Origin of the sequence: Streptomyces ficellus, from assembly GCF_030406405.1 — a bacterium.
In the GTDB taxonomy this organism is placed as follows: Bacteria; Actinomycetota; Actinomycetes; order Streptomycetales; family Streptomycetaceae; genus Streptomyces; species Streptomyces ficellus_B.
In genome coordinates this window covers 100,181-120,022 of sequence record NZ_JAUEPL010000006.1, presented here as the reverse complement: position 1 = coordinate 120,022, position 19,842 = coordinate 100,181, and the positions used below count along the sequence as shown (strand labels likewise).

Sequence of the window (19,842 nt, the reverse complement as noted above, 5' to 3'; positions counted from 1 at the left end):
GACTCGGGTAGCCGCGCCACCATGGCTCGAACAGCTCGTCGCTACAGAACCGCGCCGCCCCCGGACGAGGTGGTGATGTTCGACTCGGGCAAGGTCATCGAGTCGGCCTCGGCGGAGAAAATCTTCTCCGCTCCCGAGGACGAACGCACGCGCGACTTCGTCGGTGCGGTGCCCTGACCTCCCTCTACCGTCCGTAAGTGTGCCATCGGCATATGCCATGGTGTCCCGTCGCAGCGTATGCGTGAGGGACGGAACAGTTTCTTGTCAACAGGAGCCCACCAAACGGCTCTTGGCGGCTATCGTGGTACGGAAGCTTGCGGTCACAACCTGGTAGGGGGAAACCGTGGCGCTGAAGCCCGAGCCGACCGCGCCGTTCCACTCGGTGCAGTACGCCCTGCGCGTTCTCGAAACGATCTCCAAGCACGGTGGCGGGGTGTCCGACGCCCAGATCGCACGCGAGACCGGGCTCCCGGCCGGACACCTGAAGCCGCTGCTGCTCATGCTGCGCCGCGAGGGGTACGTCGAGCAGGTCACCGACGGCGGCTATGTCGTCGGCGACTCCCTGGTCCTGCTGGGCTCCGGCGCCACCCGCCGCGAGGCCTTGGAGAGCAAGCTCCAGGAGACGCTCACCGAGCTGCGGGACTCCGTCGGCGCCGCCGTCTACATCAGCCGGTACATCGACGGCGAAGTCAAGATCACACAGATGGCCGACGGCCCGCACACGCCCAAGGTCAACGAATGGGTCGACTTCCGCTCCGCCGCCCACGCCAGCGCGGTCGGCAAGTGCCTGCTGACCCAGCTCGACCAGAACGGCCGCCGCGATCACCTCTCCCGCCACAAGATCGCCCGGCTGACCTCGCGGACGATCACCAGCGAGAAGGTGCTGTTCTCCAAGCTGGACAGCCAGCCGCCGACCGTCCCGGTGCTCGACCTCCAGGAGTACGCCGTGGGCACGGTCTGCGCGGCGGTGCCGCTCACGGCCGGGTCGGCGGTCGGCTGCCTGGCGCTCTCGCTGCCGATCGAGCACGCCCACCGGCTGCGCACGGCGGCGGACACCCTGAACCGCAAGGCGGCCCCGGTGGTGCTCTCCCTGGCACTGTGAGCCGGGCCACTGCGCGGTGGTCGAAGCACCCCTCCGGACCAGGTAGTATTAATCCTGTCAGCAGGCGCCGCTAGCTCAGTTGGTTAGAGCAGCTGACTCTTAATCAGCGGGTCCGGGGTTCGAGTCCCTGGCGGCGCACAGACGAAGGAAGCCCCTCGCGCGAGCGGGGGGCTTCCTTGTTGTGCTTGCCAGCCGTCAGCCCTCAGGCGTCAGCCGTCAGCCGTCAGCCGTCAGCCGTCAGAACTGGACGTCCGAGCAGGCGTAGAAGGCGTTCGCCGTGTCCGCGATCGTCCAGACGGCCAGAATCAGGTGCTTGCCGGTCTTGCCGCTGGGGATCGTCCCCTGGTGCGTAAGCGTGGACGGCGGCTGCTGGCTGTTGTACGGGACGGTCAGGAACGGCTGGGAGTCCAGGGCCGCGCGGGTGAGCGGCTTGGTGCGGTCCCAGCCGTTCTTGGTGATGTAGTACCGGAAGTCCGTGGTGCGGTGCCGGGCGGTGAACTGCCAGCGGAAGGTGTAGCTCTGACCGCCGGTCACCCTGGTGGCGGGCCAGTTGCCGCCGCGCGGGTCGTCGAGCTGGGCGAACTGCCCGTTGCCGCCGGCGCAGATCCTGCCGTCGGCGGGGCCGGCGGCCGGGAAGCCCTTGGGGCCCTCGACGGACTGCGGCTCCCACTGGATGTTGCCGCAGTTGGTCACGGTGCCGTTGGCGCAGAGCTTCTGGCGGCTGATGGGGCTGTCGGTGTAGCCGTGGCTGCTGGCGCTGCTGGTGGCCAGGAGGGAGGCCCCGGCCACGCCGAGGGCCACCACGGCCGCGCCTATCTTGTGTCGCATGCTGTCGCTCCAGGAGAACGTGGGGGAGTTCGGTGAGCCCTGCTGCACGCGTGCGGTGGTGCCTGATTTGGTCTGGACCAAGTCTCAATGTATGGACAGGTATTGAGCATGTCCATACCAATCACGGGCCTTCCGGAAGTCCGGTCCGCCCCGTGTAGAACGCCACCGTCAGGTCCTTGACCAGCGCCTTGCGGTCGTAGTCGTCCAGCTCGACCAGACCACGCGAGGTCAGCCGGTGGACCATGTCATCCACCGCGTCCACCACCGACGTCAGCACCATGTCCCGGTGCTTGGCGTCGATCGCCGCGATCCGCCGCCGCTGCATCGCGGCCGCGATCTCCGGCGCGTACTCGATCCGCGTCGGCTGCGCCGAGAAGACGTCGATCCCGACCGGGGCGCACTCCGCCGACAACATCCGCGTCAGCGCCCGCCCGACCACCTCCGCGTCCCGCAGGGTCGGGGCGTCCTCATGGAAGGCGTCGGCCGGCAGCTGGGACAGCACCCGGGCCATCGCCGCCTCCACCTGCTCGCGCAGGTACCGCTCGTGGTCCGCCACCCCGAGCGCCGCCCGCACCGTGTCCCTGATCCGCCACACCACCAGCACCACGACGCGCAGCGCGGTGCCGTTCGCGTCGACGGCGGGCAGCGGCTCGCTGCGCCAGTGCCTCAGCCGTACGTCGACCCGGCGGCGCAGCAGCAGGGGGCTGACCCACATCAGGCCGGTGCGCCGCACACTGCCCCGATAGTCCCCGAAGAGCGTCAGGACCCACGCGTACCCGACCCGCCCTCGCCCCAGCCCGCCGAAGGCGAACAGCACCATCAGCACGCCGAGCGCCAGCAGCGCCCACGCCCCGATCGCGATGCCGTTGTACGGGCGGGAGGGCAGCCCCAGCATCACGGTCACCGCCTCCGGCACGGCCCCCACCCACCAGAGCACCGCCGCGCACCCGGCGAGCGCGACCGCCCCGGCCGCCACCCCCGCCCAGCCGGGCAGCACCGGCCCGGTCCGCTCGACCAGCGCGGGGTCGGCCGAGGGCGCGGGCCTCACCCCCACCGGATCGGCCGCCGCCTTCCGCTCCCCCTCCCGCTCCCCTTTTCGTTCCCGAATCTGGTCCCCCTCCGGCCTCCGGGTCCGGTCCGGGGTCGGGCTGGGCGCGGGTGCCCGGCTCGGCGTCGGTGCCGGTGCCGGTGCCGGCCTGGACGCAGGCGTCGATGCCGGTGTCGGCTTCGACGCAGGCGTCAGTGCCGGTGTCGGCTTCGACGCAGGCGTCAGTGCCGGTGTCGGCTTCGACGTAGGCGTCAGTGCCGGGGTCGTCGGCTGGGGCGCAGGCGTCGGCGCGGGCGGCGTCGGCGGGCGCGCGGCCGACCGTTCCTCTACTACCGTGGCCGGTCCCGTGGTGGTCACCGGACCCACCGAGGTCACAGGCAGGCCCGCGCCTTCCTCACCACCGTCCCGGAACAGCAGATGCACCGGGATCTGCCCGGTGGTCTCTTTTCCGATCACCGGGACGCGCCGACCGCCCGCCGCCCCACCACCCTCCGGCATCGCCGTACTCAACCCTGCCTCCTCGTGATCATTCATCGGAACAGCCGCCGCCAGGTCTCGGGCCCCGGGTAGCCGTTGGCGGCCCCGCCGCGCCAGCCCTGCGCGCGCTGGAACGCCTCGACGTTGCGCCGGTCCGCCTCCGTCCAGCGCGGCCCCGGGCCCCACCGGTAGTGGGCGCCGAAGCCCCGTTGCACCAGCCGGCGGCCGAGTCTTTCGACGTGCTTGTTGGACTGGCCGGGCCGGAAGTGGCCACGCCCCGGGAAGGCGGGCGCCGAGGCCGCCGAGGTGATGTCGCGGCCCTGCCCGTTCACCAGCAGCCGCCAGGTGTGGGGCCCCGGGAGCCCGTCCGCTTCCCGCCCGGTCCAGCCCTGCGCCCGCTGGAAGGCCCGCGTGGCCCTCCGGTCGGCCTCGCCCCAGCGCGGCCCGGGACCTGACCGGTAGAACCGCGCGCCGCCCCGCTCGACGAGCATCCGCCCGAGCCGGGTGACGTGGCCGTTGGCCGCGCCCAGCCCGAACACCGGGCCGGGGTAGGCCACCGAGACGCCGGGGGCGCCGGGATTCCCGGGGTCGCCGCTGGTCAACCCCTTGTAGCGGTAGGCGACATAACGGCTGGAGTTGTTCCAGTACGCCATGGGGGTGACCTGCCTGCGGGCGTGCGGCCGGGCCTGCTCGTAGGCGATGTACGTGGTGCGCGTGTAGTCGGTCCAGCCACCGAAGATGGTGACGTGGGAGCCCCTGTTCGGGTCGGCCGGGTTGTGGAAGAGCAGGATGTCGCCGGGCTGGAGCTCCGACCGGTCGATCCGGGTGCCGAACCGGCCCAGCGTGCCGGTCCATTCGTTGCCGGTGAGGTTCCAGGCCATCGACACGAAGCCCGAGCAGTCCTGGCGGTAGCCGTCCGTCCAGTACCTCTCCATGGAGTACGGGACCTTCTCGGCGACCCAGCGCCTGGCGCGGTTGATGATCTCGGCTCGCGTGGACTTGCGCAGGACCGGGGCGGTGTCCTGGCTGGTCGGCCCGGCGTGCGGGCGCCCGCCGCCGTGCAGGGGCCCGGCGCTGCCCTGCGGGGTAGGCGCGTCGGGGTCGTCCTTCACCCGAGCGGCGCCCGTCTCCCCGGACGGGCGCCCCGGCTGGGCCAGGGCGACCGCGCCGCCATCGCCGACGCCTCCGCCGCCGAGGACCACCCCGGCCGCGGTGAACAGGACCAGGGCCCGGCGGGCGCCGTGCGCGGCGGGGTGGCCGCCGGCCCGCACGGCCAGGCCGAGCGCCAGCTCGCGCCGCTGCCGGGCGCAGCCGGCACAGGGACAGTCGGCGGCGGGCTCGTACTCCTCGAAGACCGGTACAGCCATGCGGTTCCCCTCCTGGGTCTTCCCGTGCTGCGGTACGGGCGCGTGCTGCGTACGGGCGTCAGTGTCTCAACTGTCCTGACATATCGCATTTTGACGGTTGAACGGGAAAAAACGGCCAGTCGACAGGCCGGAACAGCGGCCGACGATCAGCGCGGCGGCAGGCCCGGCCGTCCGGACCACGCCCGGGCGTCGGGTAAACTTACGCAGGTCAGCAGGCGCCGCTAGCTCAGTTGGTTAGAGCAGCTGACTCTTAATCAGCGGGTCCGGGGTTCGAGTCCCTGGCGGCGCACAGACACGCGAGGCCCCTCGTCCACGGACGAGGGGCCTCGCGCCTTTGCCGCCCGCCCCGCGTCCCCGATGTGAGCACATGTCAACTCTCACCGGGCCGTCCGGAGTTTCGTTCCAGGACGGCACCCGTGCCGTACATGCTCCGGAGGCTGAAACGCGGGAGCAGTCGCGAGCCTGATTGGCGGGGACCGCCGCCCCGGCCGGAGCGGCACAGCGGGATCCGGCCACCACCGCCAGCGCCGCCGGCACCACCACGGTGCCGTAGGAGACCGCGGCCCGGCTCACCGCCGCCGCTCAGGCGCCCCGCCCACACCGGCGGATCACCCCCGGCAGTGGCGAGCGGTCGGTCACCCCGGGGCGGCCGGACGCCCTCCCGGAGCCGGTGGTCAAGGGCAGCGCCGCGCCTGACCACGACCGGACGGGACCCCGTCCGGCACAGGGGAAGCGCCGGCCGCGCGCCGGGGGCCTCTCGGCCATGGCGTCGGCAGCGGCGGCGCTGTCGCGGTATGGCGCCTCGGGGGTACGGCCCCGGGTACGGCCGTGGGTGCGGTACGGCGTTCGGGTACGGCCGTGCGGCGAGCAGGGCCCCGCAGGGGCGCGGCGTTCCCGGGCGGGCGGCCCTCTGGAGTGGGCCCGTACCGCGCTCTACAGTGAGCGGAGCCGCGCCAGGCACACCGGACCATCCCCGACCTCCCGCGCGATGCCGGGCCACTCCCGCGGCCCGGAGTCACACGGTCGAGGGCCGGCCCGGTCGACGGCCCGGGAGTAGGGTCCCCCGCACAGCCGGGGGAGGGCCGTCGGCCGGGCCAGGTGGCCGGCCACCCGTCATGAGGCTCCCGTCAGGTACGCCGACACCACCACGTTCGCCGTGTAGGCGCCGGAGGTCCGGTCGAAGGTGCCGCCGCAGGTGATCAGGCGCAGTTCGGCGCGGCCCGGCTGCCGCTGCCCGTACGCCTTCCTCGGGTCGAACTCGTGCCGGGCGAAGACCTGGACGTCGTCGATGGTGAACTCGGCGACCGAGCCGTCCGCCCGGGTCACCTTGATCCGTTCACCGGGACGGGCGGAGCTCAGCCCGTAGAAGACGGCCGGTTTCGTCTCGGTGTCCACATGGCCGACGATGAGGGCCGCGCCGTCCGTGCCGGGCTCGGCGCCGTCGCGGAACCAGCCGACGGAGTGCGCCTGATCGTACGGGGGCGGCTCTATCGCGCCGGACGCGTCCAGCCCGCGCCGTACGACCGGGGCGGTGATGCCCAGCGACGGAACCTCCAGGCGCTCGGGCGGGGCGGGTCGCATCGGTTCGTGGGCCGAGGGCAGCGGGACGCCCAGGGGGCGGCCCACGGCGGCCACGTCACCGGTGGTGGGGGCGGACAGGCCGCCGGGGCCGGCCGTGACGTCCTTGCCCCACAGCCACAGGCCGAGCAGCAGCAGGGCCCATGCCACGCCGGTGAGCAGCCGGCCGTGTCCGGCGGGACTCCGGGTGGAGGACGAGGGGGAGGTGGTGGACATGGTCAGTCCGCGCGGGTACGGCGTCGGCGGCGGGTGCTGCGCAACGCGACGGCGACCGCCGCGACGCCCGCCAGCACCAGGCCGATCACGGTGTGCGAGGTGCTGGGCCCCTGCTGTTCGGTGCTGCCGCCCTTCGGCGGCGCTTCGGCGGCCAGCGCGGCGCCTCCGCCACCCGCCTTGACCGGCGCGACCGGGCTGGGCGGCGGCTTGTGGGTGACGTGGACGCGGCCCGCGTCGTGGTGGTCGCGGCCGTCGCAGTGGACGGTGAGCGGGTACGTACCGGAGTCCAGGTGCGACTTGACGGTCGTGTCGCCGTACAGCGGGTTGCCCTTGCCTTCCCGGCCGGACAGTTCGGCGTCGGCGACGAACGCCTTGGACCTGACCGAGCCGTGCTTGCCCTCGCAGCCGTGGACCCGGATGTCCACGTCGCCGCCGGGCTTGGTGGTGGCCGGGACGACCAGGGCCGTCACCTTGGCGCGCTCCTCGCCGTCACCGGCGTGGGCGGTCCCGGCGGCCGGTGCGAGCACCGCCAGGGGCACCAGGACGGTGGCCGCCCCCGCGGCACGGAGAGCAAACAGAGCTGAACGCATCGTGAACCTCCTGGACTGCAAGGTTCACCCCGTTCGCCGCTTTCCGCATCCGCAGACGGGCGGCTACCGTCCGGTAGGGCCGATCGGGCAGCACCGATCGGGCAGCACTGATCAGATGCGATCCACCAGGTCGGCGATCGAGTCGACGATGTTCGAGGGGCGGAACGGATAGCGGTCCACGTCCGCCGGGCCGGTCAGGCCGGTGAGCACCAGGAAGGTCTCCATGCCCGCCTCCAGGCCGGCCAGGACGTCGGTGTCCATCCGGTCGCCGATCATGGCGCTCGTCTCGGAGTGGGCGCCGATGGCGTTCAGACCGGTGCGCATCATCAGCGGGTTGGGCTTGCCCGCGAAGTACGGGTCCTTGCCGGTGGCCTTGGTGATCAGCGCGGCGACCGAGCCGGTGGCGGGCAGCGGCCCCTCGGCGGACGGGCCGGTCTCGTCGGGGTTGGTGCAGATGAACCGCGCCCCGGCGTTGATGAGCCGGATCGCCTTGGTGAGGGACTCGAAGCTGTACGTACGGGTCTCGCCGAGCACGACGTAGTCCGGGTCGTGGTCGGTGAGGATGTACCCGATGTCGTGCAGGGCCGTCGTCAGCCCGGCCTCGCCGATGACGTACGCCGTGCCGCCGGGCCGCTGGTCGTCCAGGAACTGGGCGGTGGCCAGGGCGGACGTCCAGATGTTCTCGACGGGCACGTCCAGGCCCATGCGGGCGAGGCGGGCGTGCAGGTCGCGGGCGGTGTAGATGGAGTTGTTGGTGAGGACCAGGAAGGGCCTCTCCGCATCCCGCAGTTTCTTGATGAAGGCGTCGGCGCCGGGGATCGGAACGCCCTCGTGGATGAGGACACCGTCCATGTCGGTGAGCCAGGATTCGATCGGCTTGCGCTCTGCCATGGGGCGGGACTCCTGCCGTACAGACCGTACAGATACGTGTGACGCGCGTACGTGTGACGTGCATGCGTACTGGGGACGCCGCGACAGCGCTGTGGCGACGCCCCCAGGGTAATCACGATGAGGTGATCTTCACCCGGCCGTGTACCCCCGGCGAGAGCGGGGTCAGCTGTTGCGGTCGCGCAGCCGGCCCGCCAGCGACAGCGTTCCGGCGCCGAGGAGGAAGGCGATGGCCGACGCCCCGGCGACGAGCAGGACGTTCCGGCCGGTGCTGGGCAGTTCCTCGGCGGTCTCGCTGGCGGGCTCGTCGTCCACGAGCGTGAACCGGTAGTCGGCGGACGCGCCGACCCAGTCCCCGTCGTCGCCCCGGCGCTGGACGATCGCGGCGTTGGCGGTGATCGTGTCGGGCCGGGCGTCGGACGTGAAGGCGAGGCGTACGGGCACGGTGACGGTCCGGCCGGGCGGGACGGTGAAGCCGGGGAAGCCGCCGGCGATGTCGTCGAGGACGCCCACGATTTCGCTCTCGTCGGTCTTCTCGACGGTGACGGGGTAGTGGCGGCCGCTGCCGGCGCCCTCGTAGAACTCCAGCTGGATCTGGGCCGGGCGCAGGGCGCGGGTCCGGTCGGTGAACACGATGACGGGGTGGATGTTGCCGCAGGGCTCGGAGGTGGTGTTGGTCAGCTCGACCTGCCATGCGTGGAACCCGCCGCCGGGACGGTAGGCATCGGGGCCACCGCTGATACGGGTACGGATGGGGAACTCGGCGGCGGAGGGATCCCCACAGGTGGGCTGCCGATCGGGCACGGCCACCCCGAAGCCCCCGGGATCGGCAGCGGCACTGTCACGCTGCGCGGCCCGCTCGTGGCGGGCGGGGGCGTGGAGTTGGGCCTGTGCCCCGGCGGAGGCGTGGGCCGGGGCGAGGCCCACCGCCGGGCTGAGCGTGAAGACGGTGGCAGCGGCCGTGGCGGTGGCTGCGAGGGCGGTGACGTGACGCAGTCGCATGGGGAACCTTTGCCGGCGGCGTGGACAGTCGTGCCCCGAGAACCTCCCACGCGAGCCGGGCCGCCCATCGACTCGGCGGCCACATCCCGCCGTACGGCGGCACGCGTCCGCCCGATCAGCGCAAGATCGTAATCGCGGCCGGTCAGAACCGGGACCGGGTCAGCGCCTAACCGGGTCGCGGCCCGAAGGGGGTCGGGGCCCGAACGGGACCGGGGCCCAAACCGGTCTGAGCCCGAACCGGCGCAGGGGCCAAACGGGGTGGGGCCAACGGGGTAGGGGCCAATCGGGGTAGGGGCCCGAACCGGGTCGAGGGACCGAACCGAGGCAGAGCCCGAACCGGGCAGGGACCAAACGGGGTTGAGGTCCGAACCGGGGCAGAGCCCAAACGGGGTGGCGGCCCGAACCCGGGCAGCGCCCCAACGCGGCGGGGGTCCGAACCGGGGCAGTGCCCAAACGCAGTGGAGGCCCGAACGCGGTGGAGGCCCGAACCCGGGCAGAGCCCAAACGCGGTGGAGGCCCGAACCCGGGCAGAGCCCAAACGGGGTGTGGGTCCAAACCGGGGCAGGGACCAAACCGGGTCATCCCGACCCGGTCAGCGCCCGAATACCGGTGCCAGGACCAGCTGCGCGGCGCCTTCCGCGACCGGGTGGGCCGAGTCCTGTGCCAGGGCGACCGGCACCACCGGCTCGCCCCCGCGCCGGGCGCGCTCTTCGAGGACGGCGCGCACGCCGCGTACGAACGGCTCCGCGGCGCCGGTCACGATCCGCCCGCCGAGCAGGACGCGGTCGATGTCGAGGAGGCTGACGAGGTTGGCCGCCCCGGCGCCCAGCACCCGCGCCGCCCCCGCCAGGTCGCCCCGCGCGACGGCCGCCAGGCACAGCGCCTCCAGGCAGCCGCGCCCACCGCACCCGCACACCGGGCCGTCCAGCTGGATGGTCTGGTGCCCGAACTCCCCCGCCCCCGTGCGCGCGCCCCGGTACAGCGCGCCGCCCAGGACGAGCCCCGCGCCCAGCCCCGTACCGAGATGGAGGTACGCGAAGGAGTCCGCGCCCGCCCCGCGCAGGGCGAGCCCGAGCGCCGCCGCGTTGGTGTCCTTGTCGAGCACCACCGGGAGCCGCAGGCGCGCGGCCAGCGCGTCCCGCAGCGGGAAGCCGTCCCACTCGGGGAACCGGGTCACCCGGTGCGGTACGCCCGCCGCGTGGTCGAGCGGGCCGGGCATGGCGACCCCGACGCCGAGGACCGTGTCGGTGGCGAGGGCGGCGACCTCGCCCGTCACCACCTCCATGACCACCTCGGCGCCCGCGCCCAGGTCCAGCGGGACGACGTTCGCCTCGATGACGGTGCCCGACAGGTCCACCAGCACGGCCGTCAGCTCGTCCCGGTCCAGGTGCAGGCCCACGGCGTGGGCGGCGCCGGGGAGGAGGCGCAGCACGGTGCGCGGCTTGCCACCCGTGGAGGCGCGGCGGCCCGCGTCCACGGCGAGGCCCTCGGCCCGGAGCCGGCCGGTGATCTTGCTGACGGCCTGCGGGGTGAGTCCGGTGCGCTCGGCGAGGTCCAGCCGGCTGACGCCGTCCTCACCCGCCGTACGCAGCAGGTTGAGTACGAGCGCGGCGTTGTGGCTCCGCAGCGCCGGCAGGTTGACGCCCGTATTGCTGTTCACCACGCCATTGTCCCGCCCGCTTGCACTTTGGCAACAGCGTTGCTTAAGTGAAACCCATGACAGGCACTGGCACCCTGCGCGTCGGACTCGTCGGCTACGGCCTCGCGGGCTCCGTCTTCCACGCTCCGCTGATCGCCGCGACCGAGGGCCTGGCCCTCGACACGGTCGTCACGTCCAACCCGGCGCGGCAGGAGCAGGCCCGTACCCGGTTCCCGGACGTGCGGTGCGCGGCGTCGCCCGACGAGTTGTGGGAGCGGGCCGGCGAGCTGGACCTGATCGTGATCGCCTCGCCCAACAAGACGCACGTCCCGCTGGCGACCGCCGCGCTCAAGGCCGGTCTGCCGGTCGTGGTCGACAAGCCGGTCGCGGGCACGGCGGCGGAGGCGCGCGCGCTCGCGGCGCTCGCCGAGGAGCGGGGCCTGCTCCTCTCCGTCTTCCAGAACCGCCGCTGGGACAACGACTTCCTCACCCTCCGCTCCCTCGTGGAGCGCGGCGAGCTGGGCAACGTCCAGCGCTTCGAGTCGCGCTTCGAGCGGTGGCGGCCGCGGCTGAAGGGCGGCTGGCGCGAGTCGGGGGCGCCGGAGGAGTTCGGCGGGCTGCTGTACGACCTGGGCAGCCATGTCGTGGACCAGGCGCTGGTGCTGTTCGGCCCCGCGGTGCGGGTGTACGCGGAGTCGGACGTACGCCGCCCGGGCGCCGAGGCGGACGACGACACGTTCATCGCGGTCACGCACGCGAACGGCGTCCGTTCCCATCTGTACGTCAGCGCCACCGCCGCCCAGCTCGGCCCGCGCTTCCGGGCGCTGGGCTCACGGGCGGGGTACGTCAAGTACGGCCTGGACCCGCAGGAGGCGGCGCTGCGCGAGGGCAAGCGGCCCGCCGAGGGCTGGGGCACCGAACCGGAGTCCCTGTGGGGCCGCCTGGGCGCGGGCGAGTCCCCCCTGACGGGCGGCGGGACGCCGGTGCCGACCCTGCCCGGCGACTACCCGGCGTACTACGCGGGCATCGCAGCCGCCCTGCGCGACGGTACGGCTCCGCCGGTCACGGCCCATGAGGCGGCGGCCGCGCTGGACGTCCTTGAGGCGGCGCGGCGGTCGGCCCGCGAGGGTGTGACGGTGACCCTGTGACCGCGCCGACCATCGCTGAACTTCAAGCCCAGCAGGCCCGCCTGGTCCTCCCCCGCTTCACGTACGAGGACGCCTGGGCGCTCGGCACGCTGCTGGTGGAGTTGGCGCGCGAGTGCCGGGCCCCGGTCGCGATCGACATCCGGCGCGGCGGGCGGCAGCTCTTCCGCGCCGCCCTGCCCGGTTCCAGCGCGGACAACGACGACTGGATCGACCGCAAGCGCCGCGTCGTCGAGCGCTACGGCGAGAGCTCCCTCCTCGTCGGCACCCGCTTCCGCGCCAAGGGCAAGTCGTTCGACACCGACTCCCGCCTGGACCCCGGCCGCTACGCGGCGCACGGCGGCGCGTTCCCCATCGCCGTCGAGGGCGCGGGCGTGATCGGCACGGTGACCGTGTCGGGGCTGCCGCAAGTGGAAGACCACGCGCTGGTGGTCGAGGCCCTGGAGCACTTCACCCATTCGGAGTAACTCCACACCGCACCCTCCCCCGTACGGCCCTAGCCTCGAAAAGGCGTGCGATCGTCAGGCGGGCGATCGTCGAGTCTCGCCCGAAGGAGGCAGCCATGCGCTCCATCCGAACAGCCGCCGTCGCTCTGGCGGGCGGCGCCACCCTGCTGGCCCTCTCGGCCGCTCCCGCACAGGCCACCACCCCGGCCACCCCGGCCACCCCGCGCCCCGACGTCACGCTGGTGGACTGCGGTACCGGCTGGAACGGCTTGTCCGTCGTCGCGGTGACCACGAAGGGCAGCTCCGCCTGCGGAACCGCGCACCGCGTGGCCGACGCGTACGGCAAGGCCGTCGAGGCCAAGGACCGCAAGGTCGTCATCGTCCACGTCGACGGCACGGCCTGGAAGTGCCGTGAGCGCCACGGCGACCCCAACCCGTACACGGAATGCGTGAAGCTCAAGGACCGCACGGAGAAGGTGAAGCTGCTCTCCTGACCACAGAGGGGGCTGGGCCGCCCCGGTGTGCGGTGTGCGGGGCGGCCCAGCCACTCCGCCTCAGGCGTCCTTGAGCTCCTGCCGCTGCCGGCCGAGCCCGTCGATCTCCAGCTCCACGACGTCACCCGCCCGCAGGAACGGCTTCGGCTCCGGCTGCCCCATGGCCACCCCCGCCGGCGTACCGGTGTTGATGATGTCACCGGGGTACAGGGTCATGAACTGGCTGACGTAGCGCACCACTTCGGCCACCGGGAAGATCTGGTCGGCCGTCGTGCCGTTCTGCTTCAGCTCGCCGTTGACCCACAGCTTGAGCGACAGCGCCTGCGGGTCCGGCACCTCGTCGGCCGTCACCAGCCACGGCCCGAGCGGGTTGAACGTCTCGCAGTTCTTGCCCTTGTCCCAGGTGCCGCCGCGCTCGATCTGGAACTCGCGCTCGGACACGTCGTGCGCGACCGCGTACCCGGCCACATGCGCGAGCGCGGCCTCCGCAGACTCGACATAACGGGCCGTACGTCCGATGACTACGGCGAGTTCGACCTCCCAGTCGGTCTTACGGCTGCCGCGCGGTACGAGCACGGTGTCGTTCGGCCCGACGACCGTGTCGGCCGCCTTGAAGAAGATCACCGGCTCGGCGGGGGTCGCCGCGCCCGTCTCGGCGGCGTGGTCGTGGTAGTTCAGCCCGATGCACACGACCTTGCCGATGCGCCCGACCGGCGGCCCGATCCGCAGGCCCGTCGCGTCCAGCGCGGGCAGCACTCCGGCGCCCGCGGCGGCCCGGACGCGGTCGAGCGCGGAGGCGTCGGAGAGCAGGCTCCCGTCGATGTCCGTGACGACCGCGGACAGGTCCCGCAGCACCCCGTCCTGGTCGAGCAGCGCGGGGCGCTCGGCGCCCGACGTACCGACGCGCAGCAGTTTCATGGTCTTCTCCCTGTGGTCGAGGTGTGGCCCCGGCCGATGGGGTGCGGCCATCGGAGGATTGGTCGATCCTCCAAGACATCGGATCACCCCGCAAGACCCCGTTCACACAGTGGACGTCTCGCGATACAGGTACGCCCGCTCGGCGGCGGTCCACGCCGTGCTCGTGACGACGTAGAGCGCGGCGGCGAGGGGCACGACGGCGACGGTGACGAGCGTGGCGAAGGAGAGCAGCGGCATCACCTTCGCCATACCGGCACCCATACCTGCGCCCATACCGGCTCCCATGCCGTCCACGTCCGCCATCTGCCCCTTGGTACGCCGGTACGTGTCCGTGGCGACACCGGCGACGATCGCGAACAGCGCCACGTACACGAGCCCGGCGGCCCCGAAGACGCCGCCGTCCGCCAGGGCGTCGGCCCAGCGCCCGCCAAGAGGCGCGGCGAAGAGGGAATGCCCGGCCATCATTCCGCCCGAAAACAGGTGATACATCAGGATAAAAGCGGGGGCCTGCGCCAGGCTCGGCAGGCACCCGGCGAGCGGCGACACCTTCTCCTTCGCGTGCAGCTCCATCACGGCCCGCTGTAACCGCTCGGGGTCCTTGCCGTGCTTCTCGCGCAGCTCGGCGACGCGCGGGGCGAGCCGCGTGCGCGCCTTCTGCCCACGGGCGGCGGCCCGGGAGAGCGGATGCAGGGCGAGCCGTATGAGCATGGTGAAGACGACGATGGCGGCGGCGGTGGCGGAGCCGTGGAACAGCGGCTGGAGCAGGGCGGCGAGCTGCTCGATCAGCGAGGCGAAAACGGACATGGGAAGGAGCCCTCCGTGGGGTCTCGTCGTACCGGGAATCGAGATGTCGGCATGACGGAACCGCGCGGAACAGAACCCGGGGGAGCCCCTACGCGGCCGTCGCGATGAGACGGCCGGGCGCTCGGGGCCGCCGGCGCCCGGAGGCGTCGGGATCGCGCTGCGGGAGGAACGCGGTGCGCCGCTCACGGTCACGGATGGCCGTGCGCACCCGCGTCGGCGGCACGGCCGGAACACCGCGCGCCGCGATGACGGCGCACGCGACGAACGCGGAGCCCACGGCGGCGAGGGCCACGGCCGCGGAGAGGGCGCCGCCCTCGGCGTACAGCCCCTGGGCGAAGAGGAAGAACAGGACGCCGGCCGCCCCGCACGGCAGCAGCCGCGCCATGACACCGCGCACGCGTTCCCCCCTTCCTCCGCTCTCGTGAACCCTAACGCGCACGCGTCGCGCGGAGTTTCCGCTTGGGGAAAACGCCGCGCGACGCGTGCGCGCGGAAGGTGCGCGCGGAGGGTGCGCGGAGGGTGGCGTACGCGCCGCCACGCGCTCCCGTGCACCATCCGCACGCCGGACCGGCATGTCACCGGAGCCGTAGCCAGAACGCCTCTGCGTCCCCGACCCCGTACAGCAGTACGGTGTCCCCCATGCGCCCCGACACGCCTGCTGACCACATCACCGAAGCCGAGCGCCTGCTGCGCACCGCGGCGCAGTACCCCGAGGACCGGGAGCCGCTGCTCCTCCAGGCCGCCGCCCATCTCGAGCTGGCCGGCCACCGCGCCCGCGCCACCACGCTGTACGACGACCTCCTGGCCGCCACCCCGCCCCCGGACCACCCGCACCTGGTCAAGGCCCTGAAAGCGGCCAACCTGTGGGAGTACGGACACGAGGCCGAGGCCCGGGCCATCATCGACGGCATCCGCGCGACGCCCCCGTCCGACGCGGCCGCCTGGGAGATCGTCGCGGAGACGCTGGAGGCCCACGACGAGCTGGAAACCTCCGAGCAGGTGTTCACCACCGCCGTCACCACCCTGATCCCCTCCCCCGACGACGAGGTCCCGTACCCGGCGCAGTCCCTCCTCATGGGCCGCCACCGCGTGCGCCGCCTGATCGGCCTGCGGCACGACGACTGGGACGTCCTGGCGGACCGCCTGCACACGGGCGCCGTCCCGCTCGACGAGCTCCACGACCCCAAACGCCTCTGGTCCCTCGGCTCCTCCGACCCGGCGGAACTCCAGGCGGAGATCACGCGACTGCGCAGCGAACTCGGCTCGTACCGCACGGCCTTGTCCCGCCCCTTCCCGGTGGCGGTCCTGCTCTGGCCGGCCGACGAGCTGACGGAGCTGCTCGCCGCGTACCCGGAGCTGGAGTCGGAGTACCCCACCCACGAGGCCCACCTCACCGACATCGAGGCCTCGCTGCGCGAACTGTCCGCCGCGGGCACCCCGAACCTGGGCATCGTCCAGGGCACGGTCCCGTCGTACGAGGCGTTCGCCGCCTCCGAAGCCACCCCGCCCTCCAACGCGGAGCTGCTCCCCCAGTACGCCACCACTCTCGCCGCCCGCGGCCGTGCCACCCCCTGGCCCCCCGCCCGCACGTCTCCGTGCTGGTGCGGCTCGTCCCGCACGTACGGCGACTGCCACGGGACGGCGCGGCCGTAAAGGACCCTCACCTCACGCGTTTCCCTGCCCTTCACCACTTGCGTGCAGTAGTTTCACACTTAACTACTGCCTCGACTGGCTCCTCTGTTCCCCCACGCAGTTCCAGTCCTGTCTGCGCCAGGGAGACGTGTGCCCATGAGCAACCCGTACCAGCAGCAGCCCTTCACCCCCGTCACCGCCCCTGCCCCGGCCCCCGGGGCACAGCGCCCGCCGCACCGCATGAAGCGTGTGTGGGGCGGCGGCCTGCTGCTCCTGATGATCGGCAGCGGCTGCGGAGCCCTCAGCGCCGAGGACGCCCCCAAGTCGGCGGCCAAGCCCGCCCCGGCCACCACGGTGACGGCCACCGCCACGGCCACCGCGACCCCCGCCGCGGCCCCTGCCCCCACGGTCACCGCGACCGCGACCGCGACCGTCACGGCGACGGTGACGGCCACGCGCCAGGCCCCTGCCGCCGCCAACGACGACTCAGGCAACGCCGATTCGGACGCCGGCAGCGGCAGCGACAACGTCTACTACGCCAACTGCGCCGCCGCCCGCGCCGCCGGCGCCGCCCCCGTCCACCGAGGCGACCCCGGCTACGCCCGCCACCTCGACCGCGACAACGACGGCGTGGGCTGCGACAACGGCTGAGCCGAGTTCCGCTACGGCGAGGTGCGGAACCCCAGTGCTGGAGGCTTGATTGATCAGCTCCCGCGCCGGGGCCGGCTCGAGCCCGCAGTGCGCGATGGCGTGGCGGCGGTCGGGCTCCGTGTGGTGGAGCTGAAGTCGGTACGGCTTGCGTTGCTGTGATTCCACACGGATCCGCACCAGCGTGCCACGTGATTCCTTACCATCGACTTGAGCGCGTGTGGATGGCCGATCGTCGATCTACTGGGCCGTTGCCGGGAGCATTCCGTACACGAGGCAGGGAGGAGAAGGAACGCTATGGCTCCAGCGAAACCCTCTTCCCCCGGCGTGTCGGCGCGCATGAGCCGCCAGACGGCCCGGGACACCACCCCCGAGCTGGCTGTGCGGAAGCTCCTGCACGCGGCAGGTCTCCGGTATCGCCTGCACGTCAAAGTTCCCGGGATGCCACGACGCACCATCGACATCGCATTCCCCGGGCCCAAGGTCGCCGTCTTCCTGGACGGTTGCTTTTGGCACGGCTGCCCGGAGCACGCCACCCACCCGAAGGCCAATGCCGAATGGTGGCGCGCCAAGCTCGAGAAGAACATGGCTCGGGACCGCGAAACAACCGAGCATCTCCACGCCGAAGGTTGGACGGTACTCCGTTTCTGGGAACACGAAAGGCCGGAAGTGGTTGCGCAGATGGTGTCCCGCACACGGGACGCCCTGATCGGCTCACCCCCCGTACTCCATCCGCGGGCCCACAATCCACAGGCTTGATTGCCCCTCCGGGGCTTGATCGGCTGCCCACATAACACTGCGCAAACCCATTGGAACAACCGGGAGAAGCACCACGTTGCCACACCCCCGAATGACCTCCCTCGAGATTTGCGCCGGAGCTGGTGGACTCGCCATGGGCTTGGAGACTGCAGGGTTCCGTCCGGTCGCCCTGATCGAGAGGAATCGCCACGCATGCAGCACTCTCCGCGCCAACAAACCAGGGTGGCGTGTTCTGGAAATGGACTTTCGCGAATTCGTGGCTCGCGAGCATCCGGAAACCTATGACGTGGATCTCATTTCGGCAGGGCTGCCGCGCGTGAAATCGCCAGCAGCGATCAAGCGGGCCGAGGACGGTTACGAACGTGAACTACTTGAGGCCACGGTATGGCTCGTCGCCGAAGTACAGCCGAAGGCGGTGCTCATCGAGAACGTCCCCGCACTGATCAACGACGACTCGTTCGCAGATGTCCGTCAGTTCGTCTCACAGGAACTGGCACACCTTGGCTACTCGCTGCACTGGCGCATCCTCAATGCGAGCGACTTCGGGCTGGCACAGGATCGAAAAATGGGATTGCTTGTCGCACTCCGAGGTGAAAGCTCCGCTCGTTTTCGCTGGCCTGACCCGCTCGCCACTCCCTCACCGACCGTGGGTGCGGTGTTGTGGAAAACCATGGCCGCGCGCGGCTGGCGCGACGCCGCTGTGTGGGCGGCCCAGGCCGACCGTGCGGCACCGGCGATCGTGGGTGGGTCCGAACGAAGGGGAGGAGCCGATCTGGGGCCGACCGGAACCAAGCGGGCGTGGGCTCGCATGGGGATCAATGGTGGCGGCATCGGGAACGATGTTCCCTCTGCCGACTACCAATGGGACCCCCAGGGTGACGTGAGAGGCCTGCCGAAGCTCACTCTGGAACAGGTCGCGATTCTCCAGGGCTTTCCACCTCAATGGCAGCTTTTGGGTGGAAAGACTGCCGCGTACCGGCAGTTGGGGCATGCGACGCCCCCACCTGTCGCCCAGGCGCTGGGTACCCAGCTTGCGACGGCCCTCGCGCAACTGGAGTGATGGGCGGCCCTTCCTGGCTTGCGCGCAATGCCGCCCGCCGGCTGGAACCGTCCACCGCGGCGCCGGTAGACTGCGCGGGGCTCATCCCGCTGATCACTTCTCCACCCGACAGTCGGGAGACTCGTGCACGCCATCAACATCGTCGACCTTTTCGCCGGTCCAGGCGGATTGGACGTGGCTGCACGAGAGCTGGGTCTCCCCGTCACCGGGATCGAATGGGACGCGGACGCATGTGCCACTCGCCAGGCGGCCGGGCTGCTCACACGTCAGGCGGACGTGCGCGAACTCGGGCCCGCAGACTTTCCCGCTGCGACCGTACTGGCGGGTGGGCCGCCATGTCAGACGTACACGGTCGCCGGCTCCGGCACGGGCCGCCGCGCTTTGGACGACGTACTAGCTCTTGCCAAGCGCATGGCAGCCGGTGAAGACGTGACCGCCGATCTCAAGGAAGCGGTCGACGAGCGTACCGGGCTCGTTCTGGAGCCCCTGCGATGGGCTCTTGAAGCAGTCGAAACGAATCGCCCTTACCAAGCCATTGTGTTGGAGCAGGTTCCGGCTGTGCTTCCGGTGTGGGAGGCCGTAGGCGAAGCGCTCGACGCCGTTGGCTACGCGACGAAGTGCGCCGTCCTGCGCACGGAGGAGTACGGCGTTCCCCAGACCCGCCGCCGTGCCATCCTGATCGCCCGCCGCAACACGACCGGCGACCGCGAGTTCACGGTCGACATGCCGCCGGCGACGCACCGGCCCTACCGAAAGGGCGTGGACCGCGACACCGGCGATCCCGGTCGAGAGCCGTGGGTTCCCATGGGCAAGGTGGTGAAGCGGCCGGTGCGCTATGAAGTCGTTTCCAACTACGGCACCGGCGGGGACCCCGCAGCCCGCGGTAGGCGCACGTCCGATGAACCGTCCGCCACCGTCACGGGAAAGATCTCCCGGAATCGGATCGTCTCGTCGTACGACCAAACCGAGCTCGAGCGCTTCACTCTGGCGGAAGCGGGACAGCTGCAAACCTTTCCGGCTGACTATCCCTGGTCCGGCCGCAACCGTGCGCAGCAGATCGGCAATGCCATTCCGCCCCGGCTTGCCGCGCACGTTCTGGCCAGTGCACTCGACCTGGGTGAGGAGAGGCTCCACAAGGCTTTGAGTGCTCTGGGGGGCGCCACCGCATGACGCGCCGGTCGGGCACCGCGGAGGGCAGCGT

The 19,842-nt window shown here is 71.9% G+C and carries 19 protein-coding genes, 2 tRNA genes and 2 pseudogenes; 12 read left to right on the top strand and 11 right to left on the bottom strand.

From position 1 onward, the window contains the following. Positions 1–63 precede the first annotated feature (63 nt). The 3 genes and pseudogenes from QWM81_RS06740 to QWM81_RS06730 all read left to right on the top strand — a co-directional run. Positions 64–177: pseudogene (locus tag QWM81_RS06740) on the top strand (L-cystine ABC transporter ATP-binding protein YecC); the annotation flags it as partial. Positions 178–343: 166 nt separating this feature from the next. Further along, a complete protein-coding gene (locus tag QWM81_RS06735; RefSeq protein ID WP_290110674.1) occupies positions 344–1,102 on the top strand; it encodes an IclR family transcriptional regulator in 759 nt (252 codons plus the stop codon). Positions 1,103–1,166: 64 nt separating this feature from the next. Beyond that, positions 1,167–1,240: transfer RNA gene (locus tag QWM81_RS06730), tRNA-Lys, on the top strand. 99 nt (positions 1,241–1,339) lie between these two features. Here the strand turns inward: QWM81_RS06730 and QWM81_RS06725 are convergent. The 3 genes and pseudogenes from QWM81_RS06725 to QWM81_RS06715 form a co-directional block, all read right to left on the bottom strand. After that, the gene (locus QWM81_RS06725) at positions 1,340–1,930 is read right to left on the bottom strand and encodes a lytic polysaccharide monooxygenase auxiliary activity family 9 protein (RefSeq protein ID WP_290110673.1); all 591 of its coding nucleotides are present in this window, start codon (positions 1,928–1,930) and stop codon (positions 1,340–1,342) included. A 121-nt stretch (positions 1,931–2,051) separates the two neighbouring features. Further along, a pseudogene (locus QWM81_RS06720) lies at positions 2,052–2,981 on the bottom strand (SPFH domain-containing protein); the annotation flags it as partial. 527 nt (positions 2,982–3,508) lie between these two features. Beyond that, a complete protein-coding gene (locus QWM81_RS06715) occupies positions 3,509–4,822 on the bottom strand; it encodes a peptidoglycan-binding protein (protein ID WP_290110671.1) in 1,314 nt (437 codons plus the stop codon). Positions 4,823–5,037: 215 nt separating this feature from the next. Here QWM81_RS06715 and QWM81_RS06710 point away from each other — a divergent pair. After that, a tRNA-Lys gene (locus QWM81_RS06710) sits at positions 5,038–5,111 on the top strand. Between the two features lie 824 nt (positions 5,112–5,935). Here QWM81_RS06710 and QWM81_RS06705 read toward each other — a convergent pair. The 5 genes from QWM81_RS06705 to QWM81_RS06685 all read right to left on the bottom strand — a co-directional run bounded on the left by QWM81_RS06705 (position 5,936) and on the right by QWM81_RS06685 (position 10,759). Continuing rightward, the gene (locus QWM81_RS06705; protein ID WP_290110670.1) at positions 5,936–6,616 is read right to left on the bottom strand and encodes a class F sortase; all 681 of its coding nucleotides are present in this window, start codon (positions 6,614–6,616) and stop codon (positions 5,936–5,938) included. 2 nt (positions 6,617–6,618) lie between these two features. Beyond that, positions 6,619–7,206 carry a hypothetical protein gene (locus tag QWM81_RS06700; protein ID WP_290110669.1) on the bottom strand — a complete coding sequence of 196 codons (588 nt, stop codon included), beginning with the start codon at positions 7,204–7,206 and terminating at the stop codon, positions 6,619–6,621. A gap of 111 nt (positions 7,207–7,317) precedes the next feature. Next, positions 7,318–8,097, bottom strand: a complete 780-nt coding sequence (locus QWM81_RS06695; RefSeq protein WP_290110668.1) for an HAD-IIA family hydrolase — start codon at positions 8,095–8,097, stop codon at positions 7,318–7,320. Positions 8,098–8,259: 162 nt separating this feature from the next. Further along, entirely contained in the window at positions 8,260–9,096 is an 837-nt protein-coding gene (locus QWM81_RS06690) for a hypothetical protein (RefSeq protein WP_290110667.1), read from the bottom strand. A 592-nt stretch (positions 9,097–9,688) separates the two neighbouring features. Next, entirely contained in the window at positions 9,689–10,759 is a 1,071-nt protein-coding gene (locus QWM81_RS06685; RefSeq protein WP_290110666.1) for an ROK family transcriptional regulator, read from the bottom strand. Between the two features lie 53 nt (positions 10,760–10,812). Between QWM81_RS06685 and QWM81_RS06680 the strand changes: the two genes are divergently transcribed. From QWM81_RS06680 to QWM81_RS06670, 3 genes are all read left to right on the top strand, one after another. Next, entirely contained in the window at positions 10,813–11,883 is a 1,071-nt protein-coding gene (locus QWM81_RS06680; RefSeq protein WP_290110665.1) for a Gfo/Idh/MocA family oxidoreductase, read from the top strand. Beyond that, entirely contained in the window at positions 11,880–12,347 is a 468-nt protein-coding gene (locus tag QWM81_RS06675; RefSeq protein ID WP_290110664.1) for a heme-degrading domain-containing protein, read from the top strand. Before QWM81_RS06680 ends, QWM81_RS06675 begins: the two co-directional genes overlap by 4 nt. 95 nt (positions 12,348–12,442) lie before the next feature. Continuing rightward, complete coding sequence (locus QWM81_RS06670) at positions 12,443–12,820, top strand: hypothetical protein (RefSeq protein ID WP_290110663.1); 378 nt, start codon at positions 12,443–12,445, stop codon at positions 12,818–12,820. A gap of 60 nt (positions 12,821–12,880) precedes the next feature. Here QWM81_RS06670 and QWM81_RS06665 read toward each other — a convergent pair whose 3' ends face one another. From QWM81_RS06665 to QWM81_RS06655, 3 genes are all read right to left on the bottom strand, one after another. Next, on the bottom strand, positions 12,881–13,738 hold the full coding sequence (locus tag QWM81_RS06665; RefSeq protein WP_290110662.1) for a fumarylacetoacetate hydrolase family protein: 858 nt from the start codon (positions 13,736–13,738) through the stop codon (positions 12,881–12,883). Positions 13,739–13,840: 102 nt separating this feature from the next. Beyond that, positions 13,841–14,542, bottom strand: a complete 702-nt coding sequence (locus QWM81_RS06660) for a YidC/Oxa1 family membrane protein insertase (protein WP_290110661.1) — start codon at positions 14,540–14,542, stop codon at positions 13,841–13,843. 88 nt (positions 14,543–14,630) lie between these two features. Further along, positions 14,631–14,927, bottom strand: coding sequence for a DUF6412 domain-containing protein (locus QWM81_RS06655; RefSeq protein WP_290110775.1), 297 nt, complete (start codon positions 14,925–14,927; stop codon positions 14,631–14,633). Positions 14,928–15,181: 254 nt separating this feature from the next. Between QWM81_RS06655 and QWM81_RS06650 the strand changes: the two genes are divergently transcribed. The 5 genes from QWM81_RS06650 (at position 15,182) to QWM81_RS06630 (ending at position 19,811) form a co-directional block, all read left to right on the top strand. Beyond that, entirely contained in the window at positions 15,182–16,195 is a 1,014-nt protein-coding gene (locus QWM81_RS06650) for an SEC-C domain-containing protein (protein ID WP_290110660.1), read from the top strand. Positions 16,196–16,330: 135 nt separating this feature from the next. Continuing rightward, complete coding sequence (locus QWM81_RS06645; RefSeq protein WP_290110659.1) at positions 16,331–16,825, top strand: excalibur calcium-binding domain-containing protein; 495 nt, start codon at positions 16,331–16,333, stop codon at positions 16,823–16,825. A 294-nt stretch (positions 16,826–17,119) separates the two neighbouring features. After that, entirely contained in the window at positions 17,120–17,581 is a 462-nt protein-coding gene (locus tag QWM81_RS06640) for a very short patch repair endonuclease (protein WP_290110658.1), read from the top strand. Between the two features lie 91 nt (positions 17,582–17,672). Then, on the top strand, positions 17,673–18,641 hold the full coding sequence (locus QWM81_RS06635) for a DNA cytosine methyltransferase (protein WP_290110657.1): 969 nt from the start codon (positions 17,673–17,675) through the stop codon (positions 18,639–18,641). A gap of 123 nt (positions 18,642–18,764) precedes the next feature. After that, positions 18,765–19,811, top strand: coding sequence for a DNA cytosine methyltransferase (locus QWM81_RS06630; RefSeq protein WP_290110656.1), 1,047 nt, complete (start codon positions 18,765–18,767; stop codon positions 19,809–19,811). Positions 19,812–19,842 lie beyond the last annotated feature (31 nt).